The 15247-nt window shown below is 69.3% G+C and carries 15 protein-coding genes; 11 read left to right on the top strand and 4 right to left on the bottom strand.

What is annotated here, in order from left to right:
* The first annotated feature begins 60 nt into the window (after window positions 1-60).
* Window positions 61-1203 (top strand): response regulator, encoded by a 1143-nt coding sequence (locus ACQ754_RS13895; RefSeq protein ID WP_440997636.1) that lies wholly within the window; start codon window positions 61-63, stop codon window positions 1201-1203.
* Here the strand turns inward: ACQ754_RS13895 and nfi are convergent.
* The 3 genes from nfi to groES form a co-directional block, all read right to left on the bottom strand.
* A complete protein-coding gene (gene nfi / locus ACQ754_RS13890; protein ID WP_440997635.1) occupies window positions 1190-1870 on the bottom strand; it encodes a deoxyribonuclease V in 681 nt (226 codons plus the stop codon). The two genes, ACQ754_RS13895 and nfi, sit on opposite strands and share 14 nt — an antisense overlap.
* A gap of 81 nt (window positions 1871-1951) precedes the next feature.
* The gene (gene groL / locus ACQ754_RS13885; RefSeq protein ID WP_440997634.1) at window positions 1952-3598 is read right to left on the bottom strand and encodes a chaperonin GroEL; all 1647 of its coding nucleotides are present in this window, start codon (window positions 3596-3598) and stop codon (window positions 1952-1954) included.
* Between the two features lie 55 nt (window positions 3599-3653).
* Window positions 3654-3944, bottom strand: a complete 291-nt coding sequence (groES, locus tag ACQ754_RS13880) for a co-chaperone GroES (protein WP_440997633.1) — start codon at window positions 3942-3944, stop codon at window positions 3654-3656.
* Window positions 3945-4123: 179 nt separating this feature from the next.
* Here groES and cutA point away from each other — a divergent pair, with 179 nt between their 5' ends.
* The 6 genes from cutA to accC all read left to right on the top strand — a co-directional run bounded on the left by cutA (window position 4124) and on the right by accC (window position 9274).
* Entirely contained in the window at window positions 4124-4450 is a 327-nt protein-coding gene (cutA, locus tag ACQ754_RS13875) for a divalent-cation tolerance protein CutA (RefSeq protein WP_440997632.1), read from the top strand.
* A gap of 40 nt (window positions 4451-4490) precedes the next feature.
* The gene (gene dsbD / locus ACQ754_RS13870) at window positions 4491-6344 is read left to right on the top strand and encodes a protein-disulfide reductase DsbD (protein WP_440997631.1); all 1854 of its coding nucleotides are present in this window, start codon (window positions 4491-4493) and stop codon (window positions 6342-6344) included.
* Window positions 6320-6859: a TlpA family protein disulfide reductase gene (locus ACQ754_RS13865; protein WP_440997630.1), complete on the top strand. Its 540-nt coding sequence runs from the start codon at window positions 6320-6322 to the stop codon at window positions 6857-6859. The genes dsbD and ACQ754_RS13865 overlap by 25 nt, the downstream gene beginning before the upstream one ends.
* Window positions 6860-6990: 131 nt before the next feature.
* Window positions 6991-7434 (top strand): type II 3-dehydroquinate dehydratase, encoded by a 444-nt coding sequence (gene aroQ, locus ACQ754_RS13860; RefSeq protein ID WP_440997629.1) that lies wholly within the window; start codon window positions 6991-6993, stop codon window positions 7432-7434.
* A 6-nt stretch (window positions 7435-7440) separates the two neighbouring features.
* Entirely contained in the window at window positions 7441-7902 is a 462-nt protein-coding gene (gene accB, locus ACQ754_RS13855; protein WP_440997628.1) for an acetyl-CoA carboxylase biotin carboxyl carrier protein, read from the top strand.
* A 28-nt stretch (window positions 7903-7930) separates the two neighbouring features.
* Window positions 7931-9274, top strand: a complete 1344-nt coding sequence (gene accC / locus ACQ754_RS13850) for an acetyl-CoA carboxylase biotin carboxylase subunit (protein WP_440997627.1) — start codon at window positions 7931-7933, stop codon at window positions 9272-9274.
* A gap of 5 nt (window positions 9275-9279) precedes the next feature.
* On the opposite strand, the gene ACQ754_RS13845 is transcribed toward accC, so the two are convergent.
* Entirely contained in the window at window positions 9280-10074 is a 795-nt protein-coding gene (locus ACQ754_RS13845; RefSeq protein WP_440997626.1) for a sulfite exporter TauE/SafE family protein, read from the bottom strand.
* 163 nt (window positions 10075-10237) lie between these two features.
* Between ACQ754_RS13845 and ACQ754_RS13840 the strand changes: the two genes are divergently transcribed.
* The 4 genes from ACQ754_RS13840 to ACQ754_RS13825 are packed head-to-tail and all read left to right on the top strand — an operon-like array spanning window position 10238 to window position 15244.
* Window positions 10238-11197: a complex I NDUFA9 subunit family protein gene (locus ACQ754_RS13840; protein ID WP_440997625.1), complete on the top strand. Its 960-nt coding sequence runs from the start codon at window positions 10238-10240 to the stop codon at window positions 11195-11197.
* Entirely contained in the window at window positions 11197-12474 is a 1278-nt protein-coding gene (locus ACQ754_RS13835) for a multifunctional CCA addition/repair protein (RefSeq protein WP_440997624.1), read from the top strand. The genes ACQ754_RS13840 and ACQ754_RS13835 overlap by 1 nt, the downstream gene beginning before the upstream one ends.
* Complete coding sequence (speA, locus tag ACQ754_RS13830; RefSeq protein ID WP_440997623.1) at window positions 12471-14363, top strand: biosynthetic arginine decarboxylase; 1893 nt, start codon at window positions 12471-12473, stop codon at window positions 14361-14363. The genes ACQ754_RS13835 and speA overlap by 4 nt, the downstream gene beginning before the upstream one ends.
* Window positions 14360-15244 carry an NAD(P)-dependent oxidoreductase gene (locus ACQ754_RS13825; RefSeq protein ID WP_440997622.1) on the top strand — a complete coding sequence of 295 codons (885 nt, stop codon included), beginning with the start codon at window positions 14360-14362 and terminating at the stop codon, window positions 15242-15244. Before speA ends, ACQ754_RS13825 begins: the two co-directional genes overlap by 4 nt.
* The last annotated feature ends 3 nt before the right edge of the window (window positions 15245-15247 follow it).

Raw genomic sequence — 15247 nt, 5'->3', positions numbered from 1 at the left:
TGGCCCCCTGCCTCCCGGCTTTGCTACTAATAGCGCTGTCCGGGGACGTGGGGGGAGAGAATGAGCGAACAATCAATCGGAACCGCCCTGGTGGTGGATGACTCGCGCCTGGCGCGGGTCGCGCTTACTCGGTTGCTACGCCGGCACGAGATTGATGTCGATGAGGCGGCCACCGGCGGCGAGGCGCTTGCCTATATCCGTGACCGCGTCCCCGACGTGGTCTTCATGGATTATATGATGCCGGACATGGACGGCTTCGAGGCGACGCGCCAGCTCCATGAGTACCCCGGTGCCGGCGACGTGCCGGTGGTCATGTACACCTCCCAGGACAGCGACGACGACCGTTCCCGGGCGAAGTCCCTGGGTGTGGTCGATTTCCTGATCAAGCCCAGCGGCGAGGACGGCCTCGAGCGCGTACTGGAATCCGTCCAGGCGTATCGGGCCGAGGCCGGAGCGGCGGAGATCCCCGCCGAAGCGTTTGCCACGGAGGCCGACGTGGCGTCGGGCACCGCGACCCTCGGCCCGCAGGCTGCCGCGCCGGCGCAACCCGCCCCGATGGAGGAGGAGGCCCTGCGGCGGCTGGTGGCCGCGGAGTCGGAGCGCGCGGCGCGGGATGCCGTTACCGCGGTCCTGGGCGAGGAGCCCGAGGCGCGTATCCGAGCGGCGGTGGAGGCGGCCCTGGAGCCGGTGCAGGCCCGTGTCACTGCCCTCGAGGAGGCGCCTGGACCCGGCCCCGGGGAGGCCCCGGAGGTTCCGGATACGGCAGCCCTGGCTGGCGAGGTCAGCCGCGAGGCCGCCGATCGGGTGGTGGACGAGGCCGTGCCACGGGTCGCCGAGCGGGCCAGCGCGGAGGCGCTCGGGCGCATCGAGCAGGCGGTGGATACGCGGCTTGAGGACGAGGAGCTGCTCTCCACATTGAGCGACCGCCTTGCCGGGCGGCTCGCCCCCATGGTGGAGGAGCGCGTGAGCGGTTCCCTGCGCGATACGCTGCGGCGCGAGCTCCTGGACGAGGCCTCGCGCATCGCCCACGAGCAGGCCGTCGAGGCCGTTGACGGGCGTGCCGCTGGCCAAGGCGATGCCGTGGAGAACCTGATCGCGGAGCGGGTGTCCCGGGAGTCCGCCGCCTTGCGGCGCATGGTCGTGGGTGTGGCGGTGGCGACCGCCCTCGGCCTCGTCGCGGTGGCCGCCCTCAGCCTGCTCTGAACCGACCCCGCCGGGAGGCCCGGTGGTCCGCCTGACGGATGGGTTCCGGGAGGCGATAACCCCGGCAGCAGGCGAGGACCCATTCCTCTGCGCCCGCGTGGTCGATGCGGTGACCCGGCGAGACGAACAGCGCTCGGACGCGGTCGCGAGTCCGCAGCACCGTGCCCACGCGCTCCCCGTCGGCCAGTAGTGGTGAGGCATCGCCGCGGTGCGGGCCCGGCTCGGTGTACTTGCCGGTCAGACGGCTCTTGCCCACCCCAATGGTGATGAGGTCCGTTAGCACTCCGAGGTGGGCGGCGATGCCCAGGCGCCGCGGATGGGCGATGCCCTGACCGTCGCAGAGCACCAGGTCGGGGGCAGTGTCCAGTCCCTCCAGGGCGGCGAGCACCGCGGGCAGTTCCCGGAAGGACAGCAACCCCGGTACGTAGGGCATGGGGGTCGGGGTGCGGGCGATGTGGTCGGCGATGACGTTCAGGTCCGGCCAGTCCAGCAGTACCGCCGCCGCCCTGGCGGTGGCGCCGCCGTCCTCGAAGCCCGTATCCACCCCGGCGATGGTCCGCACCCGCCGCGGCCCCGGCTCCAGCCGCACCCGGCCGGCGAGCCGGCACTGCAGCGCCCGGGCCTCGGCCGGGGTCAGGTCCCAGCGATGTCTTGGCAGCTCGGCCATGGCCGCCAGTTTGCCATGGCGGACACAAAAAAGCCCCGCACGGGGCGGGGCTTTCTGTCACGGCGCGGAGGCCGGCAGGGCTTACATCATGCCCATGCCGCCCATTCCGCCCATGCCACCCATGTCGCCGGCGCCACCCTCGTCCTTCTCCTCGGGGTGCTCGGCGATCATCGCCTCGGTGGTGACCATCAGCCCGGCCACGGAGGCGGCGTTCTGCAGCGCCGTGCGGGTGACCTTGGTCGGGTCGAGGATGCCGAACTCGACCATGTCGCCATACTCGCCGGTCTGGGCGTTGTAGCCGTAGTTGCCCTCCTGGGCGAGCACGGCGTTGACCACCACAGCGGCATCCTGGCCGGAGTTGGTGACGATCTGGCGCAGCGGCTCCTCGACGGCACGACGCACGAGGCCGATGCCGAGGTCCTGGTCGTGGTTGTCGCCCTTGAGGCCCTCGAGGGACTTCAGCACGCGCAGCAGGGCCACGCCGCCGCCCGGCAGGATGCCCTCCTCGACCGCCGCGCGGGTGGCGTGCAGGGCGTCCTCGACGCGGGCCTTCTTCTCCTTCATCTCGATCTCGGAGGCGGCACCGACCTTGATCACCGCCACACCACCGGCGAGCTTGGCCACGCGCTCCTGGAGCTTCTCGCGGTCGTAGTCGGAGGAGGCATCCTCGATCTGGGTGCGAATCTGGTCGACCCGGCCCTTGATGTCCTCGGCACGGCCGCCGCCGGAGACGATGGTGGTCTCCTCCTTGGTGATGTTGGCCTTCTTGGCGGTGCCGAGCTCGTCGAGGGTCGCCTTCTCGAGGGTCAGTCCGACCTCCTCGGAGATCACGGTGCCGCCGGTGAGCACGGCGATGTCCTGGAGCATGGCCTTGCGACGGTCACCGAAGCCGGGCGCCTTCACGGCGGCCACCTTGACGATGCCGCGGATGCTGTTGACCACCAGGGTCGCCAGCGCCTCGCCCTCGATGTCCTCGGCGACGATCAGCAGCGGGCGGTTGGACTTGGCGACGTTCTCCAGCAGCGGCAGCAGCTCGCGGATATTGGAGATCTTCTTGTCGCAGAGGAGGATGTAGGGATCCTCGAGCTCTGCGGACATGCTCTGCTGGTTGTTGATGAAGTAGGGGCTCAAGTAGCCGCGGTCGAACTGCATGCCCTCGACCACGTCGAGCTCGTTCTCCAGGCCGGAGCCCTCCTCGACGGTGATCACGCCCTCTTTGCCGACCTTGTTCATGGCGTCGGCGATGATCTTGCCGATCTCCTCATCGGAGTTGGCGGAGATGGTGCCGACCTGGGCGATGGCCTTATCGGTGTCGCAGGGCTTGGACAGCTCGGCGAGGCCCTCGACGGCCTGATGGGTGGCCTTGTCGATGCCGCGCTTGAGGTCCATCGGGTTCATGCCCGCGGTGACGGCCTTGAGGCCCTCACGCAGGATGGCGTGGGCGAGCACCGTGGCGGTGGTGGTGCCGTCACCGGCGCTGTCGGAGGTCTGGGAGGCGACCTCCTTGACCATCTGTGCGCCCATGTTCTCGAACTTGTCCTTGAGCTCGATCTCCTTGGCGACGGAGACACCGTCCTTGGTGACGGTGGGGGCGCCGAAGCTCTTCTCGAGGACCACGTTGCGGCCCTTGGGGCCGAGGGTGACCTTCACCGCGTTGGCGAGGGTGCTGACACCCGTCATCATGCGCTGCCGGGCGTCGTCGGAGAAGCGTATATCTTTCGCTGCCATTTGCTCTCTACCTCTGTATTCGGTGTTCGGTGGATGGTTGCTGCCGGCGGGCGGCTCAGTCCTCGATCACGGCCATGACGTCGTCCTCGCGCATCACGAGGACATCCTCATCGCCGAGCTTTACCTCGGTGCCCGCGAACTTGCCGAACAGCACCTTGTCGCCGACCTTGACGTCGAGCGGGCGGACCTCGCCGTTGTCCAGGCGCTTGCCGTTGCCCACGGCGACGATCTCGCCCCGGATCGGCTTCTCCGCGGCGGTGTCGGGGATAACGATGCCGCCGGGGGAGGTACGCTCTTCCTCCTGGCGCTTGACCACTACGCGATCATGAAGCGGACGCAGATTCATCGGGACGTCTCCTTAAAGCCGTGTTCACTGGAACATTGGAGTAGGTTGTGCCCGGCGAGGCCGTTTGTTAGCACTCGCCTCAGGTGAGTGCTAATGATAGTCACATCACCGCAGCAGTCAATAGTTGGCGAGGGGTGCGGTGGTACAATTGCAGTTTGTCCAGGCTAAGGAGGTGCATCATGGCGGACGATCACCTGGTGGCGCTGGTGACCTGCCCGGATCGGGAGGCCGCCGACCGCATCGCCGAAACGCTGGTCGCCGGCCGTCACGCGGCCTGCGTCAACATCGTGCCGGGGATGACCTCGGTGTATCACTGGGATGGGGAGATCCAGCGCGACAGCGAGCTGTTGCTGCTCGCCAAGACCACCCGCGAGGTCTTTCCACGACTGGAAGAGGCGGTCCGCGCTGCGCACCCCGATGAACTTCCCGAGATCATCGCGGTCCCCATAGCCGCGGGCCTCGCCGGCTACCTGCAATGGGTCACCGAGGAGACCTCGACCGGTTGAGGCCTTCGGGCCCACGCGCAACGGAGATCCGTGCTACCCCATGCCGCATCGCACCGCGCATCGCCGCTTGTTCTCGCCGCCCGTCCTGGCCCTGGGCTGCCTGCTGTTGCTCCTCGCCGCCGCCGTGGGGGCCCAGGGGCAGTCCGGTGCGCTGTCCGGGCTCGTCGGCGGCCAGGAGGATCTGCTGCCGCCGGAGCAGGCCTTCCCGCTCACCGTTGAGCGCGTCGCCGAGGATCGGTTGGTGGCCCGCTGGGACGTCCAGGAGGGCTACTACCTCTACCGCGACAAGATCGACTTCCGCGGCGCGGGGGGCGAGGTGGTCCGCCGCATCGAGTCCCCGCCCGGCGAGATCGACGAAGATCCGTATTTTGGCGAAGTGGCGGTCTTCCGGGAGCCGGTGTCCATGTCCATCTATGTGGACGAGGGCGGGCCGTTCACCCTGGTGGCCGACTACCAGGGTTGCGCCGAGGCCGGTGTCTGCTACCCGCCGGAAACGGTGGAGGTGGCGGTGGCCGGCGTCGATGGCGCCGCCCCGGCGGCGGGCGCCAGCGGCGGGGGGGGTTGGGTCTCCGGCGGCTCCGCCGCCCTGGACGGCGCGCTGGCCAGCGGCCGGCTGGTGCCTATCCTCGGCGGTTTCTTCGTGGCCGGGCTGTTGCTGGCCTTCACCGCCTGCCTCTATCCCATGGTGCCCATCCTCTCCGGGCTCATTGCCGGTGATCGCCATCGCACCGGCGCCCGGGCGTTCTGGTTGTCGCTGGTCTATGTGGAGGCCACGGCGGTCACCTACGCGGCCGCTGGTGTAGCCGCCGGGCTCACCGGTTCCGCGATCCAGGCCGACCTCCAGGGGCCATGGGTGCTCGGCGGCTTTGCGGCGCTGCTGGTGGTGATGGCCCTGGCCATGCTCGGGGTATTCCAGCTGCAGCTGCCGAGTGCCTGGCAGACGCGGCTGGCGGCGCTCTCCCACCGCCAGCATGGTGGCACCTTCGCCGGCGCAGCGGTCATGGGCATGCTCTCGGCGCTCATCGTCGGCGCCTGCTCCGGGCCGGCGCTCATCGTCGCCCTGGCCTTCATCAGCACCACCGGTGACGCCTGGCTCGGGGGGTTGGCGCTGTTCGTCCTTGCCAACGGGATGGGGGTGCCGTTGCTGGCCATCGGTACCGCCGCCGGCCGCTGGTTGCCCCGTGCCGGGCCGTGGATGACGGCGGTGCGGGCCGTGGTGGGCGTGCTCTTCCTGGGCGTGGCCATCTACCTGCTCGAGCGCCTCCTTGACGGTGCGGTGACCCTCGCCCTTTGGGGTGCGTTACTGCTCGGCTGCGGTGTCTTCCTCGGGGGGCTCGATCGCCTAGGGCCCGGCGCGCCGCCGGCGCGGCGGCTGCGCAAGGCCGGGGGCATGGCGCTGTTCATCTGGGGGGCGGTGGCGCTGGTGGGCGCCTCGGCCGGGGGCGGTGATGTCTGGCGCCCGCTTAGTTCGCTCACCGTGGCCGGCGGGCCCGCCCCCGAACCCACCGGCGTGGTGGGCGAGTTCCGCGAGGTGGATGACCTCTCCGGGCTGCGCGAGGCCCTGGCGGGGGCGCAGGCGTCGGGCCGTCCGGCGCTGGTGGATGTCTATGCCGATTGGTGCGTGTATTGCGTCAAGCTCGATGAGGAGACCTTTGCCGACGCCACGGTGCGCGAGCGCCTTGCCGGCGCCGAGCTGTTGCGGGTGGATGTCACCGAGATGAGCGCGGCGGACAAGCGTCTGCTTCAGGCCTACGACGTATTCCTGCCGCCGGCGGTGATGCTCTTTGATGCCGATGGCGAGGAGCGCCGTGAGCACCGGGTGGTGGGGTTCCTCGGCCCGGAGGCCTTCATCGGCCGCCTGGAGCGCGCGTGGGGCACGGGGGCGGCGGGCTGATGCGGCGGCTCATCTACGTCGCCCTGGCGCTGCTGCTCGGCATCGCCTTCGGGGTGGGCGGCCTGCTCTGGTACCAGGAGCGCCAGGGGACGGTCCGACCGGTGTTCACCCTTCCGGATCTCGACGGCGAGCGCCGTTCCATCACCGAGTGGGATGGCCAGGTCATCGTGCTCAACTTCTGGGCCAGTTGGTGTCCGCCCTGCCGCGAGGAGATCCCACTGTTCAACGAGCTCCAGGCGCGTTTCGGCGAGCGGGGCGTCCAGTTCGTCGGCGTCGCCGTCGATCGCCTGGAGGCCGTGCGCGGCTTTATCGAGGAACAGCCCCTCGATTATCCGACCCTCCACGGAGTGGGGGCCGCGATGGACGTGCAGACCCGCTACGGCAGCGACAGCGGGGCGCTGCCCTATACCGTGGTCATCGATCGAGGCGGGCGCATCCGCCATGTCTTTGCCCGCCAGGTCCGCGAAGGCGAGCTGGCACCGATCCTCTCCGAGCTCTCCCGAAACCGGGGGTGATCGAAAACTCCGCGGAAAAATTTGGATCCTGCGGCCAACTGCAGCGAACTAGACATTTTCGCCCTGCCCATTCACAATACCGCGCTGACGTCATCCGCCCCGGATGAATGTCGCCAATCGGGGGAAGGGCAATGGCGACGGTATTGCTGATCAACGGGCCGAACCTGAACCTGCTCGGCAGCCGTGAGCCCGGCTATTACGGGCGCGCGGGCCTGGAGGCCATCGAAACGGCGCTCACCCGCCGCGCCCAGGAGCAGGGCGCGACACTGATGTGCTTTCAGAGCAACGCGGAACACGAGATCGTCGAGCGCATCCAGCGTGCCGCCGATGAGTCCGTGGACTTTATCATCATCAATCCGGCCGCGTTCACCCACACCAGCGTCGCCATCCGTGACGCACTGCTCGCCGTGGCGATCCCGTTCATAGAGGTACACCTCTCGAACGTGTATGCGCGGGAGCCGTTTCGTGCCCATTCCTATCTCTCCGACCGCGCTGAGGGGGTCATCACGGGCCTCGGCGCGGACGGTTACGACTATGCCTTGGACGCCGCGCTCCGGCGCACGGGACAGGACTGAACACCCATGGATATCCGTAAGATCAAGCGCCTCATCGAGCTGCTCGAGGAATCCGGCATCAACGAGATCGAGATCTGCGAGGGCGAGGAGTCGGTGCGTATCAGCCGTGGCCGCGAGGCCCAGGCCGCTCCCCCCGTCCAATACCAGGTCCCCGCGCCCGAACCGGCCCCGGCGCCAGCGCCCGCCTCATCCGGCGACAGTGGCACCCAGCCGGAGACGCCGGCGGAGCCCTCGGGATACACGGTGCGCTCACCGATGGTGGGCACCTTTTACCGCTCGTCCTCGCCGGGCGCACCGTCGTTCGTCGAGGAGGGCCAGCAGGTGGAGGTGGGGGATACCCTCTGCATCATCGAGGCGATGAAGATGCTCAACCAGATCGAGGCCGACCGGGCCGGGTTGGTGCGCAGCATCCTCGTGGAGAACGGCCAGCCGGTGGAGTTCGATCAGCCGCTGTTCGTCATCGAGTGACCGCACCACCCGGGAAGGGAAGATCACCATGCTCGACAAAGTCGTCATCGCCAACCGCGGCGAGATCGCGCTGCGCATCCTGCGCGCCTGCCGGGAGCTCGGCATCCGCACCGTCGCCGTCCACTCCAGTGCCGACCGTGAGCTCAAGCACGTGCGCCTCGCCGACGAGTCCGTGTGCATCGGCCCGCCGCCATCGTCGGAGAGCTACCTCAACATCCCGGCGATCATCTCCGCGGCGGAGGTCACCGATGCCACTGCCATTCACCCCGGTTACGGCTTCCTCTCGGAGAACGCGGACTTCGCCGAACGCGTGGAGAACTCCGGGTTCGTGTTCATCGGCCCGCGTGCCGAAACCATCCGCATGATGGGGGACAAGGTCTCCGCCATCGAGGCCATGAAGGCCGCGGGCATCCCCTGTGTGCCGGGCTCCGGCGGCCCGCTCGGTGAGGAGCAGCAGGAGAACCTCGCCACCGCCGAGCGCATCGGCTACCCGGTAATCATCAAGGCCGCCGCCGGCGGCGGCGGGCGCGGGATGCGGGTGGTCCACAGCGAGGCCAACCTCCTGCACGCCATCTCGGTGACCCGGGCCGAGGCCCAGAACGCCTTCGGCAGCGACATCGTCTACATGGAGAAGTACCTGGACGACCCGCGGCACATCGAGATCCAGGTGCTCGCCGACGGCCATGGCAACGCCATCCACCTCGGCGAGCGGGACTGCTCCATGCAGCGCCGTCACCAGAAGGTCATCGAGGAGAGCCCGGCCCCCGGGCTGACCGAGACCCAGCGCCGGGACATCGGCGAGCGCTGCGCCGAGGCCTGCCGGCAGCTCGGCTACCGTGGGGCGGGGACCTTCGAGTTCCTCTACCAGGACGGCCAGTTCTTCTTCATCGAGATGAACACCCGTATCCAGGTGGAGCACCCGGTCACCGAGGAGGTCACCGGCGTGGACCTGGTGGCCGAGCAGCTGCGCGTCGCCGCCGGAGAGCGCCTGCGCTACGCCCAGCACGACATCCGCATCCGCGGCCATGCCGTAGAATGCCGGCTCAATGCCGAGGACCCGCGCTCGTTCATCCCCTCGCCGGGGCGCATCGAGCAGTTCCATGCGCCGGGCGGTCCGGGGGTGCGGGTGGACTCCCACATCTACTCCAGCTACGTGGTCCCGCCCCACTACGATTCCATGATCGGCAAGATCATCACCTGGGCGGACAACCGCGACAGCGCCATTGCCCGGATGCGCATCGCGCTCACCGAGCTGGTGGTGGAGGGGATCAAGACCAACGCCGAGCTCCACCTGGATCTGCTCAGCGACTCCGCCTTCCGCCAGGGCGGGACCAACATCCACTATCTGGAGAAGAAGCTCGGCGTCGGTTGAGCCGATTAGCCGATTAGCAGTCGGGCGCCAACCAGCACCAGGAAGACGGCGAAGGCGCGTTTCAGGATGTGCTGGGGCAGGCGGCTGGCGAGCCGCGCCCCCACCGGGGCCAACAGGACGCTGGCGGCGGTGATGCCGGCCACCGCCGGCCAATAGATGAACCCGGTGGCCCACTCCGGGAGCTCGGCGCGGGCATGGAGGCCGCCGGCGATGATAAAGCCCACCGTGCCGGCGGCCGCAATGGGCAGGCCGGCGGCGGCGGAGGTCCCCACCGCCGCGCGCATGGGCACGGCGCACCAGGCGAGGAAGGGCACGGTGAGGCTGCCGCCGCCGATACCGACGATGCTCGATACCGCCCCTATGCCCACCCCCACGGCGCCGAGCCCGAGGGGGCCGGGGACGCTACGGTGGGCGGGGGGTTGGCCACCGAAGGCCATCCGCGCGGCCATCACCAGCACGAAGGTGCCGAATACGCCCTGGAGCAGGTCCCCGGGCATCAGGCCGGCGACCTGGGCACCCGCCAGGGCGCCGGCAACCAGGCCGAGCGCTAGCGGCCGCCACACCGCCCAGAGGATGTTCTCCAACCGCCAGTGGGCCCGCAGCGACGAGATCGAGGTGACGATGATAGTCGCCAGGGAGCTGCCGATGGCGAGATGGGTGGCCACGGCCGGGTCCATCCCCTGCCATGCGAAGACGGCCAGCAGCACCGGCACGATGATCAGCCCGCCGCCGATGCCGAACAGCCCTGAGGCGAAACCGGCGCTCGCCCCCGCGAGCAGATAGATGGCGAGGATCTCCAAGGCGCCCCCTCACTGCGCAAAACGCCTAGTATCGCAGATTCGTGCCGTCGCATTCAGGCGGGATGCCGGTGATCAATGGTGGCGCCCGCCCACTGCAGCGCCTTGTTCCCTTACAATAGCGCCAGGTTTTGGGATTTTTCCGGATCACAGGGGGGCGTGGCCCATGCGAGTGAAATCCGTCTGTATCCTCGGCGGCTCCGGTTTCGTGGGGCGGCATATCGCCAATCGGCTGGCCAACACGGACGTGCGGATACGGGTGCTGACCACCAACCGCGAGCGCAGCCGCCACCTGCTGCCGATCCCCAACCTGGAGCTGGTGGAAGCGGATATCCACGACGCGGATACCCTACGCCGCGAGCTCCGGGGAATGGACGCGGTGATCAACCTCGTCGGCGTGCTCCACGACGAGCCCGGCCGCGCCCGCGGCTTCGACGAGGTCCACGTGAAGCTGGTGCGCAACATCGTCGAGAGCGCCCGCGCCGCCGGGGTGCGGCGCCTGCTGCACATGAGCGCCCTCGGGGCGTCCACGGATGCGCCGAGCCGTTATCTGCAGACCAAGGCGGAGGGCGAGCGCCTGGCGCTGGAGGCGCACCATGCCGGCTTCCCGGTGACGGTGTTCAAGCCGTCGGTGATCTTCGGCCGGGAGGACAACTTCCTCAACCAGTTCGCCACCATGCTGCGCCTGGCGCCGTTGATGCCCGTGCCCACCCCCAATGCGCGCTTCAAGCCGGTCTACGTGGGTGACGTGGCCGAGGCGTTCATCCGTTCCCTGGACAATTCCGATACCTTCGGCCAGACCTATGAGCTCTGTGGCCCGCGGGTCTACAGCCTGCGCGAGCTCGTCGAGTACTGCGCCGAGCTCATCGGTACCCGCAAACCGGTGATCGGGCTCTCCGACGGTCTCTCACGGCTACAGGCGCGGGTAATGCAGCACGCGCCGGGGCGGCCCTACACCATGGACAACTACCTCTCGAGTCAGGTCGATAACGTCTGCAGCGACGATGGCCTCGGCCGGCTCGGCATCCATCCCACGGCGGTGGAGGCGGTGGTTCCGCTGTATCTCGGCCGCCGCCGTGCACGCATGGCCTACAACCGCTTCCGCCGCACGGCACGCCGGGCCTGATGCCGGGTAGCCCCTCCCCTTCCACGGCCGTGCGCTGCCCCGAGGGGGCGCGGGTCTATCAGGTGGGGGGCGCCGTGCGCGACCGCCTGCTGGGGCTACCGGTAACCGAGCGGGACTGGGTGGTGGTGGGCGCCACCCCCGAGGGCATGCGCGCCGCCGGCTTCCGGCCAGTGGGCCGGGAGTTCCCCGTCTTCCTCCACCCGGAGACCGGCGAGGAATATGCCCTGGCGCGTACCGAGCGCAAGGTGGGGCGCGGCTATCACGGCTTCACCTTCCATGCCGCGCCGGAAGTGAGCCTGGAGGAGGACCTAGCGCGGCGAGATCTCACCATCAACGCCATGGCCGAGGACGCCGAGGGCCGGGTCATCGACCCCTATGGCGGGCGTGCGGACCTGGAGCGCCGGCAGCTCCGCCACGTGTCGCCCGCGTTCCGCGAGGACCCCGTGCGCATCCTGCGCCTGGCGCGCTTCGCCGCCCGCTTCGCCTCCCTCGGCTTCCGGGTCGCCGACGAGACCCTTGGCCTGTGCCGGGAGATGGTCGCCGACGGTGAAGTGGAGGCGCTGGTCCCGGAACGGGTCTGGCAGGAGGTCAGCCGCGCCCTGATGGCGGATGCGCCCAGCGCCTTCCTGCGCGTGCTGCGCGACTGCGGGGCGTTGGCCGTGCTGCTGCCGGAGGTGGATGCCCTGTTCGGCGTGCCCCAGCGGGCCGACTTCCACCCGGAGATCGACACCGGCGAACACCTCTGCCTGGCCCTGGATAGGGCAGCGCGGATCAGCGATGAGCTGCCGGTGCGCTTCGCGGTCCTGGTCCACGACCTGGGCAAGGGGGTGACGCCGGCGGAGGAGCTGCCGCGCCACCGCGGCCACGAGGAGCGGGGTGTGCCCTTGGTGGACGGCGTCTGCCAGCGCCTGCGGGTATCCAACGATTGCCGCGACCTCGCCCGGTTGGTCACCCGTTATCACCTGCAGGCCCATCAGGCCCCGCAGCTACGACCGGCCACCGTGGTGCGGCTGTTCGAGTCCATGGACGCCTTCCGCAAGCCGGAGCGGGTGTCCCGTTTCATCGCCGCCTGCGAGGCCGATGCCCGCGGCCGGGCGGGGCTGGCGGACAGCGACTATCCCCAGGGGCGCTACCTGGAGGCGGCCTTCACGGCGGCCCGGGCGGTAGTGGCGCGGCCGTTCGTGGATCAGGGCCTCAAGGGGCCGGACATCGCCGATGCGGTGCACCAGGCACGGGTACGGTCGGTGGCGGGGATTCGGGAGGAGTGGCGGCAATGACGGACGGCCACAGCGCCGCGGCCCGGGAGAGCTACAATATTGCCCACTGGGGCGAGGGTTACTTCGACGTCACCGACGGCGGCCGGGTGGTCGCGATGCCGCGGGGCGCCGACGGTCCGGCGGTGGACCTCCACGAGGTGGCGCGGGCGGCGGCCCGGGAGGGCTTGGACCTGCCGTTGTTGGTCCGCTTCGTGGATATCCTCCATGACCGCGTGCAGCGACTCTGCGGCGCCTTCGCCGAGGCCATCGCCCGGGAGGGGTACCGCGCCGGGCACACGGCGGTGTATCCGATCAAGGTCAACCAGCAGCGCCGCGTGGTCGAGGAGGTCCTCGCCGCCGATACGCGGGTGGGCCTGGAGTCCGGCAGCAAGCCCGAGCTCATGGCCATCCTCGCCGTGGCCCCGGCCGGTGCCCGGGTCATCTGCAACGGCTACAAGGACCGCGAATACATCCGCCTCGCCCTGCGCGCCCGCCAGCTCGGCCTGGATGTATGGGTAGTGGTGGAAAAACTCTCCGAGCTGGAGCTACTGCTCGCAGAGGCCGGGCGCCTCGGGGTGGCACCGCGGTTGGGGGTCCGTATCCGCCTGGCCTCCATCGGCGAAGGGAAATGGCAGAACACCGGCGGAGAGCGCTCGAAGTTCGGCCTCACGGCCGCCCAGACCCTGGAGGTGGTGGAGCGCCTCCAGGCCGCCGACGCCCTGGACGCGCTCGGGCTGGTGCACTTCCATCTGGGTTCACAGATTCCGCATATCGGCGATATCCAGCGGGGCATGCGTGAGGCGGCGCGCTACTACGCCGAGCTCCGCACCCTGGGGGCGCCGGTGGAGCGTGTGGATGTCGGTGGCGGGCTCGGCGTGGACTACGAGGGCACCCACTCCCGGAGCTTCTGCTCCATGAACTACTCGGTGGGTGAATATGCCTGGCACATCGTGCGCACCCTCCGCGAGATCTGCGACGAGTGTGGGCTGCCCCACCCGGAGATCATCACCGAGTCCGGCCGGGCCATGACCGCCCATCACGCCGTGCTGCTCACCAACATCATCGACGTGGACGGGTTCGACACGGGTGCGTCGCCGTCGCCGCCCGATGCGGAGGCCCCCGCCATCCTGCAGGACCTGTGGGGGGGGTATGCGGGTACGGCCGAGCGCTCGCCGCTCGAGGTCTACCACGACGCCTGCCACGGGCTCGAGGAGGCGCAGTCGATGTACACCCACGGGGTGCTCGATCTCGCGGCCCGCGCGGAGGCGGAGCGCCTCTACCGTGCCACCTGCGCCCGGGTGCTGACTCGCCTCGATCCGCGGGTACGGGCCCATCGGGAGGTCCTCGACACCCTGCGTGAGCGACTGGCCGGCAAGATCTTCGCTAACCTCTCGCTATTCCAGTCCATGCCCGACATCTGGGCCATCGACCAGATCTTCCCCATCCTACCGGTCCATCGCTTGGACGAGCCGCTGGAGGCCCGCGCGGTCCTGCAGGATCTCACCTGCGACTCCGACGGCGCGATCCACCGCTATGTGGACCGTGACGGCGTGGAGACCACACTGCCGATTCCGGCCTGGCGCCACGGGGAGACCCTGGTCCTAGGGGTCTTCCTGGTCGGGGCCTATCAGGAGATCCTCGGTGACATGCACAATCTGTTCGGCGACACGGACGCCGTGAACGTGGTGCTCGCCGACGGCGACTGGCGGCTCTCGGAGCCGTTCAACGGCGAGAGCGTGGAGGCGGTCCTCCGGCACGTGCACTTCGACGAACGGGGCCTGCTGCAGGCCTACCGCCGGCGGGCAGGGGCCGCATCACTGGACCCGGAGACCCGGGCGGCCTGCCTCCAGGAGCTGGAGGCGGGGCTGCAGGGCTCTACCTATTTACGAGAGAGAGGAGGTTCGCCATGAACGTGGGTGTGATCGGTCTCGGTGCCATGGGTGCCGGGATGGCGCGCAATCTGGCCAAGCACGACCTGCTGGGCACGGTATGGAACCGCACGACCGAGAAGGCGGAGGCCCTGGCCGCGGAGCTCGGTGTCACGGCGGCGGCCACCCCCGAGGACGTGGCCGCGGCCTGCGAGGTGATCATCACCTGCGTGTCCGCGGATGCCGACGTCCTCGAGGTGGTGGACGCCATGGCACCGGGGCTGCAGGAGGGCGCCGTGGTGGTGGATACCTCCACCATCGGCGTGAACACCGTCCACGAGGCCGCCCCGCGGGTGGCGGGGCGCGGCGCGCGTTTCCTGGATGCGCCGGTCTCCGGCGGCCGCGAGGGGGCGGAGAATGGCCAGCTCGTGGTCATGGTCGGCGGCGACGGCGAGGCGTTGGTCCAGGCCATGCCCGCCCTGGAGGCCATCGGCAAGTCGGTCACCCACATGGGGGATTCCGGTAGCGGCCAGGCCACCAAGGCGGTGAATCAGATCATGGTCGCCGGCATCAATCAGGCGGTGACGGAGGCGCTGGCCTTCGGCCAGGCCATGGGCCTGGACATGGACCGGGTCATCGACGTGGTCGGTGGTGGTGCCGCCGGTAACTGGTTCCTCACCCACCGTGGCCCGACCATGGTGCGTGGCACCTACGACCCCGGTTTCAAGGCGGCCCTGCACCACAAGGACCTCTCCATCTGCCGGCGCATGCTCGAGAACATGGGGGTATCACTGCCCACGGTGGAGATGACCCTCAAGCACTACGAGCGCCTCATGGAGCAGGGCCATGGCGACGAGGACATCTCCACGCTCTATCGCCTCAAGCAGGAGATGTTCGAGCAGGGCAACAAGCGCTCGCTGTGAGGC

It is taken from the genome of Arhodomonas sp. SL1 (assembly GCF_052060015.1).
Lineage (GTDB): Bacteria > Pseudomonadota > Gammaproteobacteria > Nitrococcales > Nitrococcaceae > Arhodomonas.
Note: the sequence above shows the minus strand (reverse complement) of the source record. Positions and strands in the feature narration are given on the sequence as shown.